Origin of the sequence: Mesorhizobium sp. CA7 (assembly GCF_020165015.1) — a bacterium.
Taxonomy (GTDB): Bacteria; Pseudomonadota; Alphaproteobacteria; order Rhizobiales; family Rhizobiaceae; genus Mesorhizobium.
Window position 1 is genome coordinate 959,339 of the sequence record NZ_JAIUHH010000001.1, and the last position, 19,716, is coordinate 979,054.

Consider the following 19,716-nt stretch of genomic DNA (forward strand, 5'->3'; position numbering starts at 1 on the left):
TGCCTTTCGCAGCCGCTGCCGCGCTGTCCGCAATCCGGTTGATTTTATGATAGCGTTGCTTTCCACTCGTCCTGTCCCACCCGATCGACGCCGCCCGGAGCCTTGCCGATGTCGCCTAAACCCACCTGTCGTCTCGTTCGCCCCGAAAGCACCTATCAAGGCAAGCAGGGGCTGAGCTATTTCGCCGGCATCGCCGCCGAAACCGTCGGCTCCTCCGGCATCTGCATGCATCTTCTCACCATGCCGCCCGGCGCGCGCGCCAAGGCGCACATGCATGAAAGCCACGAGACGGCCATCTACGTGCTCTCCGGTGAAGTCCACACCTGGTACGGCGACCGGCTCGAACACCACACCGTCGTCAAGGCCGGCGACCTCTTCTACATTCCGGCGGGCGTGCCGCATCTGCCCGCCAATCTGAGCGGGGCGCCCTCCTCCGCGGTCATCGCCCGCACCGATCCCAACGAGCAGGAAAGCGTCGTGCTGCTGCCGGAACTGGATGGCCTCGTCGCCTAGGGCATTTTGCAGCCAAGCGGCATCGCTTGGCGTCGCATAAATGCGGCCGGGACGAATACGTCTCGCAGGAACCGACGGGATGACCGTCATTTGCATCGCGCGACTTCGCCCATCACATTGCCGTCTTCGTCAGCCACCACCAGCTTCTTCGCATTCTTCACGCTGCGCTTGATGGTGAACCTGGTCGGCTGTCCCTCTTCGCCTTCAGCCTCGCATTTTGCCGTCACCACCAGCGATCCATCGGCCTGCGTTTGGCGGTCGCTGAAGGTGCAGGCGCTGGCCGCCGTGATCAGTTCCTTGTCGGTCAAAAGCAGCATCTTGTCGGCAGCGACCTGCTGGCCGTTCCGGTTGATGCAGCCATATTTGTCGCCATAGGGCTTGCTGAGGTCGATGCCGGCGGCAAGAGCCTGGCCGGCGGCAAGTATCACGGCCGCCGTGATCGCAAGATGAAGAGCCCGCATGGTCAGACCCCGGTGGCCGGAATGCCGGTTCGCTCGACCTTGCGCGGCGCGGAAATCTCTTTCCAGGTCGACAGCGCCCGGTTGACCGCGGCGTTCGGCTCGCGGGCGACGAACTCGCCATGGCCGGTCTTGGCCTTCACCTCCGCTTCCTCGATCGACAGCTCGCCGCGCGAGAAGACGAAGCGCGGCAGACCGGTCACCTCGACGCCTTCGAAGACGTTGTAGTCGATCACCGACTGCTGGTTCTCGGCCGAGATCGTCTTCTTGCGCTTCGGATCCCACACGACGATGTCGGCGTCGGCGCCTTCGACGATCGCGCCCTTCTTCGGATACATGTTGAGGATCTTGGCGATGTTGGTCGAAGTCACCGCGACGAACTCGTTCATCGTCAACCGCCCGGTGTTGACGCCTCTCGTCCATAGAACCGGCAAGCGGTCCTCGAGCCCGCCGGTGCCGTTCGGGATCTTGGTGAAGTCGCCGATGCCGTTGCGCTTTTGGCTGGTGGTGAAAGAGCAGTGATCGGTCGCCACGACCTGCAGCGAGCCGGCCTGCAAGCCGGCCCACAGCGAATCCTGGTGCCACTTGCTGCGGAAAGGCGGGCTCATCACCCGGCGCGCCGCATGGTCCCAGTCCTTGTTGAAATATTCGGTCTCGTCGAGCGTCAGATGCTGGATCAACGGCTCGCCGAACACCCGCATGCCCTTCTGGCGGGCACGGCGGATCGCCTCGTGGCTCTGCTCGCAGGAGACATGCACGACATAGAGCGGCACGCCCGCCATATCGGCGATCATGATGGCGCGGTTTGTCGCCTCGCCCTCCACTTCCGGCGGCCGCGAATAGGCATGTCCCTCCGGACCATTGTTGCCGGCGGCCAAAAGCTTCTGCGAGAGCGCTGCGACCACGTCGCCATTCTCGGCATGGACCAGCGGCAGCGCGCCGAGATCGGCGCAGCGCTGGAACGACGAGTACATCTCGTCGTCATCCACCATCAGCGCGCCCTTATAGGCCATGAAATGCTTGAACGAGGTGATGCCCCGGTCGACGACTTGAGCCATCTCGTCGAACACCTGCTTGCCCCACCAGGTGATCGCCATATGGAAGGAATAGTCGCAGGATGCTTTCGAGGTCTTGTTGTCCCACATCTGCAGCGCTTCCAGCAGCGATTGCTGCGGCGCCGGCAGGCAGAAATCGACCACCATCGTCGTGCCGCCGGAGAGCGCGGCGCGCGTGCCGGATTCGAAATCGTCCGCCGAATAAGTGCCCATGAACGGCATTTCGAGATGGGTGTGCGGATCGATGCCGCCCGGCATGACATAGCAGCCCGTGGCGTCGAACTCATGGTCGCCGTGCAGGTTGGAGCCGATGGCGACGATCTTGCCATGCTGCATCAGCACGTCGGCCTTCCAGGTACGGTCGGCGGTAACGATTGTGCCGTTCCGGATGACTTTGGTCATATCTGTTCCCCTGTTCTTTCGCGCTTCTTTGCGAGCGGCGTTGCGAGGTGACTGGTCTAGGCGGTCATTCAACGATTCCAGCTGTCTCGACCACCGCATGGAACAGCACATCGGCGCCCGCCGCCGCCCATTCCTTGGAGATGTCCTCGGCCTCGTTGTGGCTGAGGCCGCCGACGCAGGGGCACATGACCATGGTCGCCGGTGCCACCTTGGCCGCCCAGCAGGCGTCGTGGCCGGCGCCGGAGATGATATTCATATGGCTGTAACCGAGCTTTTCGGCGGCTGTGCGCACGCGGCCGACCAGCGTCGGATCGAAGGTCACCGGGTCGAAATGGCCGACCGCCTCGACCGAGCATTTCACGCCAAGCGCCTCGCAGATCTTCGGCGCTTCCTTTTCGATGCGGGCGCGCATGCCGTCGAGCTTGGCCTGGTCCGGCGAGCGGATGTCGACGGTGAAGACCACCGTGCCTGGCAGGACGTTGCGGGAATTGGGCGAGAACTTCACTTGGCCCACCCCGCCGACGGCGCCGGGCTGGTTCTCCATGGCGACCGTCTGCACCATCTCCAGGATGCGCGCCATGGCAAGGCCTGCATTGACGCGCATGTTCATCGGCGTCGAGCCGGTATGCGCTTCCCTGCCGGTCAGCGTGAACTCCAGCCACCACAGGCCCTGGCAGTGGGTCACCACGCCGATTTGCTTGTTCTCGGCTTCGAGGATCGGGCCCTGCTCGATATGGTATTCGAAATAGGCGTGCATCTTGCGCGCGCCGACCGTCTCGTCGCCCACCCAGCCGATCCGCTTCAGCTCGTCGCCGAAGGTCAGGCCGTCGAGATCCTTGCGGGCATAGGCATATTCCTGGGTGTGCACGCCGGCGAACACGCCCGAGGCGAGCATCGCCGGCGCGAAACGAGCGCCCTCCTCGTTCGTCCAGTTGGTGACGACGATCGGATGCCTGGTCTTGATGCCGAGATCGTTGAGCGAGCGCACCACCTCCAGGCCGGAAAGTACGCCGAGCACGCCGTCATATTTGCCGCCGGTCGGCTGGGTGTCGAGATGGGAGCCGACATAGACCGGCAGCGCGTCCGGATCGGTGCCGGCCCGCGTCATGAACATGGTGCCCATCTGATCCACGCCCATGGTGAGCCCGGCCTCATCGCACCAGGACTTGAACAGCTCGCGGCCTTGCTTGTCGGAATCGGTCAGTGTCTGGCGATTGTTGCCGCCGGCAATGCCGGGGCCGATCTTCGCCATCTCCATGATGGAATCCCACAAGCGGTCTGAATTCACTCGCAGATTTTCACCAGGTGCGGCCATTTGCGATTCCCATTTTCACCAGGGGTCTTGTCGCCCCTTGAGTGGTTTGCATCCTGACCGTATGGTCAGCTTTCAGACTACACAAGCTGACCAAGCGGTCAACGAGAATCTTGGGGGAGACATGAGCGAATCCACCCGTCCCATGCGGCGACAGGACATAAGGCGGGAGAATGAAAAAGCAATTCTGCTCGCCGCCGAAAAGGTGTTTGCGGAAGCCGGGTTCGGCGGCGCCACGATGCAGCTGATCGCCGATCTGGCGGGACTGCCAAAGGCAAATCTCCACTACTATTTCGCCACCAAGGAAGAGCTCTACCGGTCCGTCGTCCAGAACATTTTCGAGATCTGGCTGCAGGCGGCCAATTGCTTCGACGCGGCGCGCGGCCCGGTTGACGGCATCAGCGCCTACATCGACGCCAAGATGGAAATATCGCGTCGCCACCCGGACGGCTCGAAGGTCTGGGCCTCGGAAGTCATGCACGGCGCGCCCGTGCTTCAGGACTATATGGAATCGACGCTGCGCGAATGGACCGACGGTCGCGTCGAGATCATCAGGCGCTGGATCGAGGAGGGCAAGATGGACCCGGTCGACCCGCGTCATCTCCTCTACATGCTCTGGGCCACGACCCAGCATTACGCCGATTTCGGCCACCAGATCGAGACCCTCAACGGCGGCAAGTCGCTCTCCGACCGGCAATGGCGGGAAGCTAAGGAAAACATCAAGCGAGTGATCCTGACCGGCATCGGCGCGCTGCCCGCCTGACTCTCACTCAAGATCGGCGCTCCCGCGCCGACCTCACCTGCTGTGCCGCGGACACCCTCCCCTCGATGGGAAGGTGCCCGCTCCGGCTTGTCAGTCGATCGACCTCAGCACCTCACGCACATGGTCGATCAGCTCGTTGATCTGGCCCTTGGTGATGATCAGCGGCGGCGACAGCGCGATGATGTCGCCGGTGGTGCGGATCAGCGCGCCGCGTTCGAACGCCTTGACGAAGGCCGAGAACGCCCGCTTGGTCGGGCTGCCGGCGATCGGCGCCAGCTCGATCGCGCCGATCAGGCCGATGTTGCGGATATCGACGACATGCGGCTCGCCCTTGAGCGAATGCAGCGCGTCCTCCCAGTAAGGCGCCAGCTCCTCGCCGCGGGTCAAAAGGCCTTCTTCCTTGTAGGTGTCGAGCGTGCCGAGCGCCGCGGCGCAGGCGATCGGATTGCCCGAATAGGTGTAGCCGTGGAAGAACTCGATCATGTGCTCGGGGCCGGTCATGAAGGCGTCGTGGATCTCCTTCTTGACGAACACCGCGCCCATCGGGATGACGCCGTTGGAGACGCCCTTGGCGGTGGTCATGATGTCCGGCGTGACCCCGAAATAGTCCGCAGCGAACGGCGCGCCGAGGCGGCCGAAGCCGGTGATCACTTCATCGAAAATCAACAATATGCCGTGCTTCGTGCAGATTTCCCGAAGCTTCTGCAGGTAGCCCTTCGGCGGCAGGATGACGCCGGTGGAGCCGGCGACCGGCTCGACGATGACGGCAGCGATGGTCGAGGCGTCATGCAAGGTGACGAGACGCTCCAGCTCATTGGCGAGCTCGGCGCCATGCTCCGGCACGCCCTTCGAGAAGGCGTTCTTCTCCGGCAGATGCGTGTGCGGCAGGTGGTCGACGCCGCCGAGCAGTGTGCCGAACATCTTGCGGTTGGAGACGATGCCGCCGACCGAGATGCCGCCGAAATTGACGCCGTGATAGCCGCGCTCGCGGCCGATCAGACGGGTGCGCGACCCCTCGCCGCGAACGCGGTGATAGGCGATCGCCATCTTGAGCGCGGTGTCCACCGATTCCGATCCGGAATTGGTGAAGAAGACATGGTCCATGCCCTTGGGCGCGATATCGACCAGGCGGTTCGCCAGCTCGAACACGATCGGGTGGCCCATCTGGAAAGCCGGCGCGTAGTCGAGCTCGGCAGCCTGGTTCTGGATCGCCTCGGTGATCTTCGGCCGGCAGTGGCCGGCGTTGACGCACCACAGGCCCGCGGTGCCGTCGAGCACCTTGCGGCCGTCACTGGTGGTGTAGTGCATGTCCTTGGCGGACACGAACATGCGCGGCGCCTGCTTGAACTGGCGGTTTGCCGTGAACGGCATCCAGAATGCGCTGAGATCGTTCGGCGTGACTTTCAGCCGGTTGGACATGACCAGGACTTCCCCTTGTAAGCGTGTTTCGGTGCGGCCAACGCTTGGTCTTTGCTGCGTTTTCGTGCTACGCAAATTTTTGACCGGTTGGACAAACGTTAGCACCGCCTGTCGGCGGTCAGGGGATTACTAGCGGAAATGCGGCATAAAAAGCGCGCTCCACAGCCCAAGGAAAAACTGGTCCAGACAATTGGTCCAGAGAGCCGGCGCAAAGACGGCCGGCCAGGATGACGGCGGCGATGGAAGGCTCCGCTCCCCGCCGCACCCGCATCCAGCAGGAAAAGCGCGAGCTGATCCTGGAAGCCGCGCTCGAAGTCTTCTCCGCCAACGGGTTTCGCGGCTCGACCATCGACCAGATCGCCGAAGCCGCCGGCATGTCGAAGCCCAACCTTCTCTATTACTTCCGCCGCAAGGAAGACATTCACGAGACGTTGATGCAGCGCCTGCTCGACACCTGGCTGGCGCCATTGCGCGAGCTTGACGACATCGGCGATCCGCTGACGGAGCTCAGAAGCTATATCCGCAGGAAGCTGGAGATGGCGCGCGATTTTCCGCGCGAAAGCCGGCTGTTCGCCAACGAGATCCTGCAAGGCGCGCCTCGCATCAAGCCGATGCTGGAGGGCGAGCTGAAGACGCTGGTCGACGAGAAGGCCGCCGTCATCAAGGGCTGGATGCGCGCCGGCAAGATCGCCCGCACCGATCCCTGGCACCTGATCTTCTCGATCTGGGCGACGACGCAGCACTATGCCGATTTCGACGTCCAGGTCCGCGCCGTGCTCGGCGCCGACCGCGGCGGCGACGGCCGCTTCGAGGACGCAGCGCGGTTTCTGGAGCAGCTGTTCCTGGATGGGCTGAAGCCGAAGGGCTAGCGTCGACAAAATGGCTTAGCAGGTGGACCCGTATGTGGGGCCAACTTGTCCGCCGTGTTGTTTTGCTGACCTTGGAGATTGGCCGCGGCGCCCATCACTCCGTCATCCACGGGCGGAGCAAGGAGCGAAGCGACGCAGCGCAGACCCGAGGATCCATTCCGTGACCTCGAAGCGACGAGACGATCCAGAATTCTGCACCGCTGGCACACACGGCAAAGGTAACGGAATGGATCCTCGGGTCTCCGCGTCCGCTTCGCTCCCGCTCCGCCCGTGGATGACGAAGCTGACAGCTGCTGCCAACCAACCTTAGGCGCTACGCTTCTGAATGGCCTGGCTATCAAGCAGCTTGCGCAATTTCACCACCGAGTTCTGCTCCGCCAGCGGTGTGTAGACGATCAGCCGCATGTCCGAGCCGTCGTCGATCGACAGGCTCATATGCTCGAACGTCATCGCGCCGGCGATCGGATGCCGCAGATGCTTCAGGCCGGAGAGCCGATGCACCACATCGCGCTGCGGCCACCATTCGCGGAACTCGGGGCTTGAGCGCATCATCAACTCGATCAGCCGCTCGAAATCCGGATCGCCGGTGTATTTCGCGCTTTCGGCGCGGAAAGCGGCAAGGGTCGCGCGCGCCAGCTGTTCCCAATCCACCAGCAGATGCCGCCGGTGCGGATCGGTGAAGACGCCGTGGATGATGTTGCGGGCGTCGCCCTCCAGCAGGCCGTAATCGCCGAAAATGGCGACGGCCGCATCGTTCCATGCCAGCACGTCCCAGCGCGGGCCGACGACATAGGCGGGCTGCAGGACCAGGCTCTGCAGCATGTGCAGCAGCGGCCCCTCGACCTTGCCCTGCACGATGCGGCGCCGCTCCGGCTGCTGGCGGCCGGCGAGCGTGAACAGATGCCGCTGCTCGGCGGCGTCGAGCCGCAACGCTTCGCAGAGCGCTGAGAGCACCTCGACCGAAGGCCGCACGTCCCTGCCCTGTTCCAGCCAGGTGTACCAGGTGGTGCCGACGCCGGCGATCATCGCCACTTCCTCGCGCCGCAGGCCCGGCGTGCGCCGCCGCGCGCCGCAGGCGATGCCGGCGGTATCCGGCGAAAGCCTTTCGCGGCGGGACCGCAGGAAGGCGCCGAGCTCGCGCCGGCGGTGATCTTCGGGGGAATGAGTGATGACGTCCATATGCCTATTATAGCAGTACCGATACCAGGATAAAGTTTGAACTGTTAGCGTCCCGCGCGATGTCCCATCTTTGCGTTCAGAGCAGCGCAAGGAGGCTCCGGACATGGAACTCAACGACAAAACAATTCTCGTCACCGGCTCGACCGACGGCGTCGGCCGCGTGGTCGCCGAGCGGCTCGGCGCCGGCGGTGCCCGCGTGCTGGTGCATGGCCGCGACGAAAGCCGCGGCAAGGCGACCGTTGCCGCCATAAAGGCAAAAGGTGGCAAGGCCGAATTTCTCATCGCCGATCTTTCGTCGCTTGCCGAGGTGCGTCGCCTCGCCGAAGCGGTGCGCGCCAGGACCGATCGGCTCGACGTCCTGATCAACAATGCCGGCGTCGGCACCGGCGGCCAGGCCGCCAGCCGGCAGGTCAGCGCCGACGGCTATGAGTTGCGCTTCGCCGTCAACTATCTTGCTGGCTTCCTGCTGACGTCGGAGCTCTTGCCGCTCATCAAGGCAAGCGCGCCGGCGCGCATCGTCAACGTCGCCTCGGCCGGCCAGCAGGCGATCGACTTCGACGACGTGATGCTGACGCATGGCTATAGCGGCGTGCGCGCATACTGCCAGAGCAAGCTGGCGCAGATCCTGTTCACAATCGATCTGGCGGAGCAGCTCGACGGCACCGGCATCACGGTCAATGCTTTGCACCCGGCAAGCTACATGGACACAACGATGGTGCGGCAGGCCGGGGTCACGCCATGGAGCTCGGTCGAGACCGGCGCCGACGCCATTCTCAACCTGGCAACATCGCCGGCGCTCGAAGGCCGCAGCGGCCGTTACTTCGACGGCCAGCGGGAGTCGCGCGCCGACGCCCAGGCCTATGACGAGAAAGCCCGCCGCCGGCTGCGCGCGCTTAGCCTCGAACTGATCGGGCAATCTTCCGCAACATCCAGGGAAAAGCACTCATGAGCGAGACCACCGAACACTGCGTCATCGTCGGCGGCTCATCCGGCATCGGCCTCGCCACGGCCAAACGGCTGGTCGGCCCCGGCATGAAAGTGACCATCACCGGCCGCAACGAGGAGAAGCTGAAAAGCGCCTGGAAAAGCCTCGACGGCACCGTCGCCAAGGCCGCATTCGACGCCACCAAGCCGGACGAGGTCCGAAATTTCTTCGAGCGCCTCGGGCCGTTCGATCACCTTGTTCTCGCCGCCAGCGGCGGCAAGGGACTGGGACCGTTCGCGACACTCGACCTCGCCGACATCGGCAGCGGCGTCGATGAAAAGATCCGGCCGCAACTCTCCTGCCTGCAGGCGGCCCTGCCGACCTTGAACAAAGCTGGATCGGTGACTTTCATCTCGGCTGTGTCGGCGCAGATCGCCGCGCCCGGCGTCGCCGGCATCGGCGCCATCAACGGCATGCTGTTGACCGTCGCACCGATCCTGGCCGTCGAGCTGAAGCCGCTGCGCGTCAATGTCGTGGCGCCCGGCGTCATTGACACGCCCTGGTGGGACTTCTTGCCGGACGACCAGCGGCAGGCGGTGTTTGCCGAATATGCCGGCAAGACGCCGGTCGGCCGCATCGGTCGCGCCGAGGACGTCGCCGAAGCGATCGCCTTCCTGGTCTCGAACAGCTTCATGACCGGCCAGGTGCTGACCTGCGACGGAGGCCTGCGCTTTGCTGCGTGAACAGGCGCGCGGATCTCTTATCCGCGCGCCAAGCCGTTCGATCAGGCAGCCTTGGCGGCCGGCATCGGATGAATGGCGTGGAAGGGAATGCACAGCCGGTTCCACGTGTTAATCATGCCGAGCGCGACCGAGAGCTTGACCAGTTCCTCTTCCGAGAAATGCTCGAGCGTGCGGGCGTAGAGCTCGTCCGATACGCCATTGTCGGCGATCAGCGTCACGGCTTCGGTCCATGCAAGGGCGGCGCGCTCGCGCTCGGAAAACAGCGGCGATTCCTTCCAGGCCGCGACGAGATAGAGCCGGGTTTCGCTCTCGCCGTCGCGCCTCGCCTCACGGCTGTGCATCTCCACGCAGTATGAGCAGCCATTGATCTGCGACGCCCTGAGCTTGATCAGATGCAGCAGGCTCACTTCCAACCCGCATTCGTCGACGGCCTTGTTGAGCGCCGACACCGCCTTCATGATTTCCGGCGCCTTGGCAAAGAACTGCAGTCTCTGTTTCATCGTCTTTTCCTTCCGGGTTTTTGGTGGGTTAGAGGTTCAAATCTGCTTCGGTGAAGCGGATTTCTGGGGCCGCTGGTGGCGCTCGACGAAGGCGCAACTCGCGGCATAGGATCGCGGATCGCCTTCGGCCGCGTACTCCGCCACGATGTCGGACAGCTTCACTTCGGCGAGCGCCGCTCGATACGCGCGCTCGGCCTTGAGCATCGCGGCGTTGATGCCGCAAGGCTTCACATAGGCCGAGGCGTCGAGCTTGACCGGGCCGCGCTGGCGGATCTCGCCGCAGCGGAAGGCGGGCTCCCTGCCCTCCACTGCAAGCACAATGTCGAGCAGCGTGATGCGCTCGGCCGCCCGCGCCAGCCTGTAGCCGCCCGCCGGCCCCGGCACCGATTCCAGGATGCGCGCCGCCGTGAGCTGGTTCAGATGCTTGAGCAGGTAACTCGGCGACAGACCAAACGCCTCAGCCAACGCCGCGCCCGGCATCGTGCTGTTGCCATCGACGCTGGCCAGCGTCGCCGCGCAATGGATGGCCGCCTCAACCCCATCGCCGAGCTTCATCGTGCCGATCTCCTAATCATGGATATCTTTTATCATGGATAATTTTTATCTGCAATAGAAAAATGAAGGTTGCCCGCCGATTCGCAATGACAGAGTGAGGGAGAATTGGCGCTTCGCGGGACTTGGGTTCCTCGCACCCCGCAAAGCGGGGGAGAGGTGGCCCGGCGAAGCCGGGACGGAGAGGGGGACGCCTTCTGTGAGCTCAGAGTCGGTGAAGAATGAGGTGTTAGCAAGATAAACAGGCGGTCAGGAGCCTGGACTAGTTCCCATCCGTCCCGAAGACCCCTCTCCGTCCCAGCTTCACCGGGCCACCTCTCCCCACTTCGTCTACGGCATGCACACGTTTCCAAGCGGCCTGGCCTTTGGCGATAGCGTGCATGGCAGTTTGGCGCATGCATTGTCTTATGTAGCGCTGGTCGACCCCCACTCCGTCTCGGCTTCGCCGAGCCACCTCTCCCCCGATCGACGGGGTAGAGGAAGGCGCCAAGCTTTTTGCCGTCAACGCTCGTCCAGCAACGCTCCCTTCCTTTCCCTCCGGAGGGGGGAAAGGTGGCGCTGCGAAGCAGCGACGGATTGGGGGAACCACGTCGCAATCAAGGCTCGGCCTGATCAGTCGCGCCAGTCACAGAAGATCTGTGCCCACTACGTGGGGCGAGGAACCAATCCTACTCCGCAGCCACCTTGGCCATCGGATTGTTGGGGTGCGTCGTCCAGTTGGCGTAGACCGGCGACACCGGCAAGCCGGTGCGCTGGTCCAGCACGCCGGCGGCCAGCGGCTGCATGGTGATGCAGCCCTCCACCGGACAGACATTGACGCAAAGGTTGCAGCCGACGCACTCGGCTTCGATCACCTCGAAATGCCTGACACCGTCGACCATGCTGGTGATCGCCTGATGCGAGGTGTCCTCGCAGGCGATGTGGCAGCGGCCGCATTTGATGCAGGCATCCTGGTCGATATGCGCCTTGGCGACATAGTTGAGGTTGAGATACTGCCAGTCGGTGACATTGGGCGTGGCACGGCCGATGATGTCGGAGAGCGAGGCGTGACCCTTCTCGTCCATCCAGTTCTCCAGCCCCGCGATCATTTCCTGCACGATCTTGAAGCCATAGGTCATCGCCGCCGTGCAGACCTGCACGTTGCCGGCGCCGAGCGCCATGAATTCGGCGGCGTCGCGCCAGGTGGTGATGCCGCCGATGCCTGAGATCGGCAGGCCATGCGTTTCCGGATCGCGCGCGATCTCGGCCACCATGTTCATGGCGATCGGCTTCACCGCCGGGCCGCAATAGCCGCCATGCGAGCCCTTGCCATCGATGGTCGGCTGCGGCGCGAAATTGTCGAGATCGACGCCGGTGATCGAGTTGATGGTGTTGATCAGCGACACAGCATCGGTGCCGCCGGCATGCGCCGCCCGGGCCGGCTTGCGGATGTCGGTGATGTTGGGCGTCAGCTTGGTAATGACCGGCATGCGCGTGTACTGTTTGCACCAGCGCACGACCATCTCGATATATTCCGGCACCTGGCCGACCGCCGAGCCCATGCCGCGCTCGCTCATGCCGTGCGGGCAGCCGAAATTGAGCTCGATTCCGTCGGCGCCGGTCTCCTCGACCAGCGGCAGGATCGCCTTCCAGCTCTCCTCCACGCAAGGCACCATGATCGAGGCGATCAGCGCCCGGTCCGGCCAGTTCATCTTCACCTGCTTCATCTCGCGCAGATTGGTCTGCAGGTCGCGGTCGGTGATCAGTTCGATATTGTTGAGGCCAAGCAGGCGGCGGTCGGCACCCCAGATCGCGCCATAACGCGGGCCGTTGACGTTGACGACCGGCGGGCCCTCCTCGCCCAGCGTCTTCCACACCACGCCGCCCCAGCCGGCCTTGAAGGCGCGCTCGACATTGTAGGCCTTATCGGTCGGCGGCGCCGAGGCCAGCCAGAACGGGTTGGGCGATTTGATGCCGATGAAATTGTTACGGATGTCTGCCATGCTCATGCCCTCCCGTTAGAGGCCAGTGCCCGGTGGATGCTCTCGGCCGCGTCGCGCCCCTGCGCCACCGCCGAGACAGTCAAATCGTCGCCGCCGAAAATGCAGTCGCCGCCGGCCCAGACCTTGGCCAGCGAGGTGCGGCCTTCGGCATCGACCTTGATGCGGCCGCCTTCGAGCTCGATCTGTTCCGCGCTGCCGTTGAGATGCGCCGGCACGAAGCTCTGGCCGATCGCCTTGAACACCTGGTCGGCATTGAGCCGCAGCGTCTCGCCGGTGCCGACAAGCTTGTCGCCGCTCATCGCCGTGTATTCGAGCTCGATGGCCGACACCTTGCCGTTCTCGGCAATGACGCGCTTCGGCTGCAGCCAGTGGCGGATGGTGACGCCGTTGGCGGCGGCCAGATCCTGCTCGAACTCTGAAGCATTCATGTGCTCCTGGCCGCGCCGGTAGCAGATCGTCACTTCTTCGGCGCCGAGCAGCTTCGACTGCACCGCGGCGTCGATTGCCGTCATGCCGCCGCCGATGACGACGACGCGCCGGCCGACCGGCAGGCCGGAAAGATCGCTCGCCTGGCGCAGTTCCGAGATGAACTCGACGGCATTGGCGACGCCGTCGGCGTCCTCGCCATCGGCGCGCAGCGCGTTGACGCCGCCAAGCCCCATGCCGAGGAAAACCGCGTCGTAGTTGCGGATCAGGTCGGCAAGCTGGAAGTCGCGGCCGAGCGCCTTGCCGTTCTGGATGTCGATGCCGCCGATCGCGGTGACATAGTCCACTTCCGCCTGGGCGAAATCGTCGACGCTCTTATAGGCGGCGATGCCGTATTCGTTGAGCCCGCCGGCCTTCGGCCGCGCCTCGAGGATCGTCACATCATGGCCGTGGCGGGCAAGCCGATGCGCCGCCGCCAGCCCCGCCGGGCCGGCGCCGACCACGGCGATGCTCTTCCCGGTCGGTTCGGCGCGCTTGTAGAACTGCTTGCCCTCGCCCATGGCGACATCGGTGGCATAGCGCTGCAGCCGGCCGATCTGCACCGGCTTGCCTTCGGCGACCTCGCGCACGCAGGCCTCTTCGCACAGCGTCTCGGTCGGGCAGACGCGGGCGCACATGCCGCCGAGAATATTCTGGTCGAAGATCGTCTTGGCCGAACCCAGCGGATTGCCCGTCGCGATCTGCCGAATGAATAGCGGGATGTCGATCGACGTCGGGCACGCGTTCATGCACGGCGCGTCGTAGCAAAAATAGCAGCGATCGGACTCGACCAGCGCCTCGTGATGATCGAGCGGCGGATGCAGGTCGGAAAAATTGTCGGCATATTGCTCGGAAGACAGCCGGCCGCCGGCAATGCCTTCGATGAAATGACCAGTCGCCATTCCAGTTCCCCTTGTTGTCGTTTTGGGGAAGGCTAGCACGTTTTATTTTTTTATCAATTGGTCAATTTTCGGCCAAGCCACTGTATTGTTTGCGCAAAAACATGATTAATGTAGTCATGTTATAGCCGGCTCGGCAACCTTTGCTGTGTCATGGCTTGTGACGCTGTGGCCATGGATGGACCGGATCTCGTCCGCCACCAGTTCCTGCAGCCGCCACAGATTGCGGTCATGGATGCCAAAGGTCTCGAGGTGGCTGACCGTGTTGTAGAGATATTCGGCGCCGGAGCCGACATGGCCGCAGGCGCGTGCCAGTATCTTCGCCACGCTTTCCAGCGGCTGCCCGAGCGAAGTGCCCTTGCCGGTCACGCCGACCCAGAAGCCGAGCGCCCGCAAAGACCCTTGCGCCGTTCTTACCGGAACCCAGCGGACCGAGCCGACGCTTTCGTGGTCGTCGATTTCACGCCGCAGCAATCGCTCGATCTGGGCTGGTTTCTCGCCCTCCGGCAAACGATAGATGACCCCGTCGCAGCGCCCGCCCCGTTCCAGCGCCATCATTAATCCAGGCTGCTCGCGGCTGCCGCGCCAGCGCTTTATGTCGAGGCAGAACGAGCGGTGCCAGCCATGCGCGGCCGCGCGCCTTTGCTCGACCGATTCGAAGGCCGGCTTCCAGATCAGCGAGCCATAGGCGAACACCCACAGCGGACCGTCGTCGGCTTCGCCGGACAGGCGCATGGCAAGCGTCCGGAAATCATCATCGCTTAGCTGTGTCCAGCTGCCGTCGGGACCAGGGTCGACCTCGTCGCGATGGCACAAGGCCACGAGCTCAGGCGTGAGTGACATTCGACGCATGAAGACAGCCCCTCTTTGAGGCCAGCAAAGTCGAAAAGCGACGGATACGCAAGATCGTGGGCCTAATGCATGTCAGCGAGAAGTGTGCAGCGGTTCTGGGTGACAACGACATGCATCAAGACAAGGACTTAAAGCGCGCCGCCTGAATCCGTTTCAGCGCGACGCGATTTAAGCCGCTTGCCGTCCTCGAATTCTGGCCCAGATGTCGGATTCCTGTCGTCAGGATCGTCCTAAGGTGTGTTGAGATTCAGGTCAGGCCGCGCCGAAAACGGCGGTTTTCGAGAACCGGAGCGGAGCGTACTTAAGTACGTGAGCACCGGAAGCGCAGGAAACCGGCGTTTGCAGGCCGGCATCACCTGAATATCAACATACCTTAGGATGGATCGAACAACGATCGCTGCCTGAACCGGTGAGGAGACCGACCATGCCGAAATCCCCGCAACCTTTCTCCTGGTACGAGTTGATGACCACCGACCTCGACGCCGCCGAGGCTTTCTACACCGCCGTTGTCGGCTGGCGGGCCGAGCCCTTCGACAAGGCGCCCGGCATGCCCCGCTACATCGTCGTGAACTCCGCCATGCGCGGCGTCGGCGGGCTGATGACGATGCCGGAAGAGCCCGCCAAGATGGGCATGCCGCCAGCCTGGATGGGCTACATCTACACCAAGGATGCCGACGCCTCGACGCAAGCGCTCAAGGACGCCGGCGGCGCCGTCCACCGCGCACCGGACGACATTCCGGGCGTCGGCCGCTTCGCCGTCGTCGCGGACCCGCAAGGGGCTTCCTTCATGTTCCTGCAGCCTAATCAGGCCGAGCAGCCGCCGGTGCCGGCGACCACGCCCGGCCATGTCGGTTGGCATGAGCTCTACACATCGGACTGGAAAGCCGCCTTCGATTTCTATTCCAGCCAGTTCGGCTGGGAGAGCGCCGGCCAGTTCGACATGGGCGAGATGGGCATCTACCAGACTTTTGGCGCCGGCGCCGAATCCGGCGGCGGCATCATGAACAAGCCGCCGCAGATCCCGGTTCCCGTCTGGCAGTTCTATTTCAACGTCGACGCCATCGACGCCGCCGCCAAGCGCGTCGCCGACAATGGCGGGAAAGTCATCATGGGTCCGATGGACGTGCCGAGCGGCCAGTGGATCATCCAGTGCCAGGACCCGCAAGGCGCGCATTTCGCGCTGCTGGCACCGGTTCGGTAATAGCACCTCGGCGGGCTGGCGCTGGATCATTCCGGCGTCAGCACCGCCAGCTTCAGATCGGCCTTCTTGGCGCCGCTGAGCTGGACGACGGCCGCTCCGCCCTGGAGCTTGAAACGCACGCTTTTGCGAATGCCCGGGCAGGTCTTCACGCCGCTGAAAGCCGCCGATTTCACGATCTTGCCATCCTGCACGACATCGATCCAGGCCTCGTCGGACAGGCTGAACTGCAGCTCGCCTTCAGGCGGCACGGTCACATTTGCCGTCGCGCCGAAGGTGCCGGCTTTCGGTGCACGGTCAGGCGGCACTTCAAAGCTGACCGTGTCGACAGCCGCGAGCGAGAAATCCACCGCTTGGCCGACCGTCAGGGTGGCGCCGGACTGGGCGGCCGGCGCGGCCGGAAACAGGGCCTGCTCACGTTCAACCGGCCATTTGAAGGCGTCGCAGCCGGTATCCGCGGCTGCGGCGAAGCTGGTGCCTGCAAGGATTGCGAATAGGCTGAGGGCGACTTTTCTCATGGTTAAGGGACCTGCCTGGTTTGATGAGTCACCCCTATTTATACAACCATGAGGATACACATGCAACCATAGAGAGAAGAAATATGGGGATTGAAGTCATTTCCACTCACCGATTGTTGATGGCAGGCCATGGGATGTGAGTGGTCCGTCGCCGGGCGATAATCTAAGGCCGAGCGGGATAGAACGGAGTTCTAGATGAAGCTTTTCGAAAACCTAGCTCAGTACAGCCCGCAGGCGCTGGGTGTGTTGCGTATCATGACCGCTTTGCAGTTCGTCGAACACGGCTCGCAGAAGCTGTTCAACTTCCCGGTCAGCGCCGAGCCGCACGTCCTCACCGGGCTGACGACGGCTGCCGGCATTCTCGAATTCGCCGGCGGCATCCTGCTGGCGCTCGGCCTCTTCACCCGCCCGGTCGCTTTCCTCCTGGCCGGCGAAATGGCGATCGCCTATTTCATGACGCACATGCCGCGCGACTTCTTCCCCGTCAACAACGGCGGCGATGCGGCGATCTCCTTCTGTTTCATCTTCCTCTATCTGATCTTCGCCGGGGCCGGCGCCTTCGCGCTGGATAACCGCCGCAGCGCCTGAAGCATCGAAGGGTGCGCGCCTAGAGATTTTTTGTTTTGACGCAATTCCGGATCGGAAACCGCTTCGCACTTTTCCTGGAATTGCTCTAGCCGCGCATCCGCTCTAAATTGGCGTCGAACAGCGGCGCCGCCTGGATGCGCGCCGCATGGCGCTTGCCGAGGATCTCGATCTCGAAACCGTCCGGTCTGTCGGCGATCTCCTTGGGCACATAGCCCATAGCGACCGACTTCTTCGAATGATGCGCATAGCCGCCCGAGGTGACCCAGCCGCGCACAACGCCGTCATGCCAGATCGCCTCGTCACCGATCACATCGGCATCGGTGGCGTCGACGATGAAGCTGCGCAGCCTGAGCTTGCCGCCGTCTTTGCGCTCGGTAAGTGCTGCTTCCTTGCCGATGAAATCAGCGTCCTTGCCATAGGCGACGAAGCGGTCGAGCCCGGCCTCAAGCGGCCCATAGATCGGCCGGTACTCGCGCGCCCATGAGCCATAGTTCTTCTCGAGTCTCAGCGCATTGAGCGCGCGCGAGCCGAACAGGCCGATGCCTGACGCTTCGCCCGCGGCCAGCAGCGCCTGGTATGCGGCGCGCTGATATTCGGGCGCCACCCAAATCTCGTAGCCGAGATCGCCGGTGTAGCTGACGCGACCTACCAGACACGGCGCCATGCCGATATCCATCCGCGCAACCGCCATGAAAGGGAACGCCGCGTTGGAGACATCGGCGCGGGTGACCTTGGCGAGCGCTTCCCTGGCCTTCGGTCCGGCGATCGCAAGGCCGGTGAGCTTCTGTCCCAGCGCCTCGATTTGCACCGAGCCGTCCTTCGGCAGATGCGCCTCGAACCAGCGCATGTGGTATTGCTCGGCGATGCCGGAGCCGGCGATGAACCACTCTGCGTCGTCGATATTGGCCAAAGTGAAATCGCCGATCAGTCTGCCGTCGTCCTTCAGCATCGGCGCCAGGGTCATGCGGCCGCGCTTTGGCAGCCTGCAGGCAAGCATGCGGTCGAGCCAGGCGGCCGCGCCCTCGCCCGTCACCTTGTATTTGGCGAAGTTCGAAATCTCCGACAGGCCGACGCCGTTGCGTACCGACGCTACTTCCTTGGCGACATGGTCGAAGTCAGTCGAACGCCGCCAGGAAAACTCCTCCTTGACGCCATCCGGCGCATACCAGAGCGGCACTTCGAGCCCATAGGACACGCCCCATTGCGCGCCCTTGGCCGACAGCGTGTCATAGACCGGCGTCGTCTTCAGTGGCCGACCGGCCGGCAGTTCCTCATTCGGGAAGCGGATCGAGAAACGGCGCGAATAATTCTCGCGTACCTTGGCGTTGGTGTAGGCCATAGTCGCCCAGTCGCCGTAGCGCGCCACGTCCATAGCCCAGATGTCGGCGCCCGGATCGCCCTCGATCATCCAGTTGGAAAGCGCGAGCCCCACGCCGCCGCCCTGGCTGAAACCGGCCATGACGCCGCATGCGACCCAGAAGCCCGGCAGGCCGCGCACCGGGCCGACCAGTGGATTGCCGTCCGGCGCAAAGGTGAAGGGGCCGTTGATGATCTGCTTGATGCCGGTTTTCTGGAAAGCGGGGAAATGGCGGAAGCCGACTTCGAGCGACGGCGCGATGCGGTCGATGTCCGGCTCCAGGAGCTCATGGCCGAAATTCCAGGGTGTCTGGAACTCGGACCAGACCTTGTTGGCCTTCTCGTAAGTGCCCATCAGCATGCCGCCGCGCTCCTGGCGCAGATAGAGCTCACCGTCGAAATCGACCGCGTGTATGATCTCGGTGCCGGTCTTCTTGTTCCAGTCGGCGACCTCCGGCATGTCCTCGGTGATCAGGTACATGTGCTCCATGGCCAGCACCGGCAGCTCGAGGCCGACCATGCGGCCGACCTCCCGCGCCCACAGCCCGCCGGCATTGACGACATGCTCGGCGATGATATCACCCTTGTTGGTGATGATCCGCCACAGCCCGTCGGGACGGCGCACGATGTCCTCGACCTTGGTGAAGCGCTCGACCTCAGCCCCCAGTTTCCGCGCCGCCTTGGCATAGGCATGCGTCACGCCGGACGGGTCGAGATGGCCGTCCTCCTTGTTGCGCACGGCGCCGACAAACTGGCTGGGATCGATGAGCGGCATCAGTTCCGCCGCCTCTTTGGCCGAGATCACCTCGAGGTCGATGCCGAGATAGCGGCCCTTGGACACCACGCCGCGCAGCCAGTCGAGCCGCGCTTCGGTCGCCGCTAGTAGCACGCCGCCCGTGAGGTGCACGCCGGTGGCCTGCCCCGACAGTTCCTCGATCTCCTTGTAGAGCGAGATCGTGTATTTCTGCAGCTTGGCAACGTTGGGGTCGCCGTTGATGGTGTGCATGCCGCCGGCCGCATGCCAGGTCGAGCCGGACGTCATCTCGTCGCGCTCCAGAAGCACGACGTCGGTCCAGCCATGGCGGGCAAGATGGAACAGCACCGAGCATCCGACGACACCGCCGCCGATGACCACGACCTTTGCATGCGACTTCATGGACTTTTCTCG

The 19,716-nt window shown here is 63.7% G+C and carries 19 protein-coding genes; 7 read left to right on the forward strand and 12 right to left on the reverse strand.

What is annotated here, in order from left to right; all coding sequences use genetic code 11:
• The first annotated feature begins 108 nt into the window (after positions 1–108).
• A complete protein-coding gene (locus LB552_RS04610; RefSeq protein WP_140839621.1) occupies positions 109–513 on the forward strand; it encodes a cupin domain-containing protein in 405 nt (134 codons plus the stop codon).
• An 86-nt stretch (positions 514–599) separates the two neighbouring features.
• Here LB552_RS04610 and LB552_RS04615 read toward each other — a convergent pair whose 3' ends face one another.
• From LB552_RS04615 to LB552_RS04625, 3 genes are all read right to left on the reverse strand, one after another.
• Complete coding sequence (locus LB552_RS04615) at positions 600–974, reverse strand: hypothetical protein (protein WP_224602160.1); 375 nt, start codon at positions 972–974, stop codon at positions 600–602.
• A 2-nt stretch (positions 975–976) separates the two neighbouring features.
• Positions 977–2,428 carry a dihydropyrimidinase gene (gene hydA, locus LB552_RS04620; RefSeq protein WP_224602162.1) on the reverse strand — a complete coding sequence of 484 codons (1,452 nt, stop codon included), beginning with the start codon at positions 2,426–2,428 and terminating at the stop codon, positions 977–979.
• A gap of 64 nt (positions 2,429–2,492) precedes the next feature.
• Entirely contained in the window at positions 2,493–3,743 is a 1,251-nt protein-coding gene (locus tag LB552_RS04625) for a Zn-dependent hydrolase (protein ID WP_224600757.1), read from the reverse strand.
• A 121-nt stretch (positions 3,744–3,864) separates the two neighbouring features.
• On the opposite strand from LB552_RS04625, the gene LB552_RS04630 reads away from it, so the two are divergent.
• Entirely contained in the window at positions 3,865–4,503 is a 639-nt protein-coding gene (locus tag LB552_RS04630) for a TetR/AcrR family transcriptional regulator (RefSeq protein WP_140530185.1), read from the forward strand.
• Positions 4,504–4,593: 90 nt separating this feature from the next.
• Here LB552_RS04630 and LB552_RS04635 read toward each other — a convergent pair whose 3' ends face one another.
• Entirely contained in the window at positions 4,594–5,922 is a 1,329-nt protein-coding gene (locus LB552_RS04635; RefSeq protein ID WP_224602164.1) for an aspartate aminotransferase family protein, read from the reverse strand.
• Between the two features lie 239 nt (positions 5,923–6,161).
• On the opposite strand from LB552_RS04635, the gene LB552_RS04640 reads away from it, so the two are divergent.
• Positions 6,162–6,791, forward strand: coding sequence for a TetR family transcriptional regulator C-terminal domain-containing protein (locus LB552_RS04640; RefSeq protein ID WP_095769027.1), 630 nt, complete (start codon positions 6,162–6,164; stop codon positions 6,789–6,791).
• A 306-nt stretch (positions 6,792–7,097) separates the two neighbouring features.
• Here the strand turns inward: LB552_RS04640 and LB552_RS04645 are convergent, their stop codons facing one another.
• Positions 7,098–7,970 carry a helix-turn-helix transcriptional regulator gene (locus tag LB552_RS04645; RefSeq protein WP_224600756.1) on the reverse strand — a complete coding sequence of 291 codons (873 nt, stop codon included), beginning with the start codon at positions 7,968–7,970 and terminating at the stop codon, positions 7,098–7,100.
• Positions 7,971–8,073: 103 nt separating this feature from the next.
• On the opposite strand from LB552_RS04645, the gene LB552_RS04650 reads away from it, so the two are divergent.
• Positions 8,074–8,919 carry an SDR family oxidoreductase gene (locus LB552_RS04650; protein WP_140839611.1) on the forward strand — a complete coding sequence of 282 codons (846 nt, stop codon included), beginning with the start codon at positions 8,074–8,076 and terminating at the stop codon, positions 8,917–8,919.
• The gene (locus LB552_RS04655) at positions 8,916–9,638 is read left to right on the forward strand and encodes an SDR family oxidoreductase (RefSeq protein WP_224602166.1); all 723 of its coding nucleotides are present in this window, start codon (positions 8,916–8,918) and stop codon (positions 9,636–9,638) included. The genes LB552_RS04650 and LB552_RS04655 overlap by 4 nt, the downstream gene beginning before the upstream one ends.
• 41 nt (positions 9,639–9,679) lie before the next feature.
• Here the strand turns inward: LB552_RS04655 and LB552_RS04660 are convergent, their stop codons facing one another.
• From LB552_RS04660 to LB552_RS04680, 5 genes are all read right to left on the reverse strand, one after another.
• On the reverse strand, positions 9,680–10,138 hold the full coding sequence (locus LB552_RS04660) for a carboxymuconolactone decarboxylase family protein (RefSeq protein ID WP_224602168.1): 459 nt from the start codon (positions 10,136–10,138) through the stop codon (positions 9,680–9,682).
• Between the two features lie 36 nt (positions 10,139–10,174).
• Positions 10,175–10,693 carry an RrF2 family transcriptional regulator gene (locus LB552_RS04665; RefSeq protein ID WP_224602169.1) on the reverse strand — a complete coding sequence of 173 codons (519 nt, stop codon included), beginning with the start codon at positions 10,691–10,693 and terminating at the stop codon, positions 10,175–10,177.
• A gap of 665 nt (positions 10,694–11,358) precedes the next feature.
• Positions 11,359–12,672, reverse strand: a complete 1,314-nt coding sequence (preA, locus tag LB552_RS04670) for an NAD-dependent dihydropyrimidine dehydrogenase subunit PreA (RefSeq protein WP_224602171.1) — start codon at positions 12,670–12,672, stop codon at positions 11,359–11,361.
• Between the two features lie 2 nt (positions 12,673–12,674).
• The gene (locus LB552_RS04675; RefSeq protein ID WP_140839603.1) at positions 12,675–14,039 is read right to left on the reverse strand and encodes an NAD(P)-dependent oxidoreductase; all 1,365 of its coding nucleotides are present in this window, start codon (positions 14,037–14,039) and stop codon (positions 12,675–12,677) included.
• Between the two features lie 114 nt (positions 14,040–14,153).
• Positions 14,154–14,888, reverse strand: a complete 735-nt coding sequence (locus tag LB552_RS04680; protein ID WP_224602173.1) for a gamma-glutamylcyclotransferase — start codon at positions 14,886–14,888, stop codon at positions 14,154–14,156.
• Between the two features lie 424 nt (positions 14,889–15,312).
• Between LB552_RS04680 and LB552_RS04685 the strand changes: the two genes are divergently transcribed.
• Positions 15,313–16,089, forward strand: a complete 777-nt coding sequence (locus LB552_RS04685) for a VOC family protein (protein ID WP_224602174.1) — start codon at positions 15,313–15,315, stop codon at positions 16,087–16,089.
• A gap of 26 nt (positions 16,090–16,115) precedes the next feature.
• Here LB552_RS04685 and LB552_RS04690 read toward each other — a convergent pair whose 3' ends face one another.
• Entirely contained in the window at positions 16,116–16,604 is a 489-nt protein-coding gene (locus LB552_RS04690) for a hypothetical protein (RefSeq protein ID WP_224531879.1), read from the reverse strand.
• 195 nt (positions 16,605–16,799) lie between these two features.
• Between LB552_RS04690 and LB552_RS04695 the strand changes: the two genes are divergently transcribed.
• Positions 16,800–17,192: a DoxX family protein gene (locus LB552_RS04695; protein ID WP_224602176.1), complete on the forward strand. Its 393-nt coding sequence runs from the start codon at positions 16,800–16,802 to the stop codon at positions 17,190–17,192.
• Between the two features lie 85 nt (positions 17,193–17,277).
• Here the strand turns inward: LB552_RS04695 and LB552_RS04700 are convergent, their stop codons facing one another.
• A complete protein-coding gene (locus tag LB552_RS04700; protein WP_224602178.1) occupies positions 17,278–19,704 on the reverse strand; it encodes an FAD-dependent oxidoreductase in 2,427 nt (808 codons plus the stop codon).
• Between the last annotated feature and the right edge of the window lie 12 nt (positions 19,705–19,716).

Bases quoted from the DNA above. Each gene is read 5' to 3' on its own strand.
- LB552_RS04635 (WP_224602164.1), bottom strand. From the start codon at position 5,922: ATGTCCAACCGGCTGAAAGTCACGCCGAACGATCTCAGCGCATTCTGG.
- hydA (WP_224602162.1), bottom strand. From the start codon at position 2,428: ATGACCAAAGTCATCCGGAACGGCACAATCGTTACCGCCGACCGTACC.
- LB552_RS04615 (WP_224602160.1), bottom strand. From the start codon at position 974: ATGCGGGCTCTTCATCTTGCGATCACGGCGGCCGTGATACTTGCCGCC.
- LB552_RS04610 (WP_140839621.1), top strand. From the start codon at position 109: ATGTCGCCTAAACCCACCTGTCGTCTCGTTCGCCCCGAAAGCACCTAT.
- LB552_RS04645 (WP_224600756.1), bottom strand. From the start codon at position 7,970: ATGGACGTCATCACTCATTCCCCCGAAGATCACCGCCGGCGCGAGCTC.
- LB552_RS04695 (WP_224602176.1), top strand. From the start codon at position 16,800: ATGAAGCTTTTCGAAAACCTAGCTCAGTACAGCCCGCAGGCGCTGGGT.
- LB552_RS04665 (WP_224602169.1), bottom strand. From the start codon at position 10,693: ATGAAGCTCGGCGATGGGGTTGAGGCGGCCATCCATTGCGCGGCGACG.
- LB552_RS04640 (WP_095769027.1), top strand. From the start codon at position 6,162: ATGGAAGGCTCCGCTCCCCGCCGCACCCGCATCCAGCAGGAAAAGCGC.
- LB552_RS04655 (WP_224602166.1), top strand. From the start codon at position 8,916: ATGAGCGAGACCACCGAACACTGCGTCATCGTCGGCGGCTCATCCGGC.
- LB552_RS04700 (WP_224602178.1), bottom strand. From the start codon at position 19,704: ATGAAGTCGCATGCAAAGGTCGTGGTCATCGGCGGCGGTGTCGTCGGA.
- LB552_RS04690 (WP_224531879.1), bottom strand. From the start codon at position 16,604: ATGAGAAAAGTCGCCCTCAGCCTATTCGCAATCCTTGCAGGCACCAGC.
- LB552_RS04675 (WP_140839603.1), bottom strand. From the start codon at position 14,039: ATGGCGACTGGTCATTTCATCGAAGGCATTGCCGGCGGCCGGCTGTCT.
- LB552_RS04625 (WP_224600757.1), bottom strand. From the start codon at position 3,743: ATGGCCGCACCTGGTGAAAATCTGCGAGTGAATTCAGACCGCTTGTGG.
- LB552_RS04660 (WP_224602168.1), bottom strand. From the start codon at position 10,138: ATGAAACAGAGACTGCAGTTCTTTGCCAAGGCGCCGGAAATCATGAAG.
- LB552_RS04685 (WP_224602174.1), top strand. From the start codon at position 15,313: ATGCCGAAATCCCCGCAACCTTTCTCCTGGTACGAGTTGATGACCACC.
- LB552_RS04680 (WP_224602173.1), bottom strand. From the start codon at position 14,888: ATGCGTCGAATGTCACTCACGCCTGAGCTCGTGGCCTTGTGCCATCGC.
- LB552_RS04650 (WP_140839611.1), top strand. From the start codon at position 8,074: ATGGAACTCAACGACAAAACAATTCTCGTCACCGGCTCGACCGACGGC.
- preA (WP_224602171.1), bottom strand. From the start codon at position 12,672: ATGGCAGACATCCGTAACAATTTCATCGGCATCAAATCGCCCAACCCG.
- LB552_RS04630 (WP_140530185.1), top strand. From the start codon at position 3,865: ATGAGCGAATCCACCCGTCCCATGCGGCGACAGGACATAAGGCGGGAG.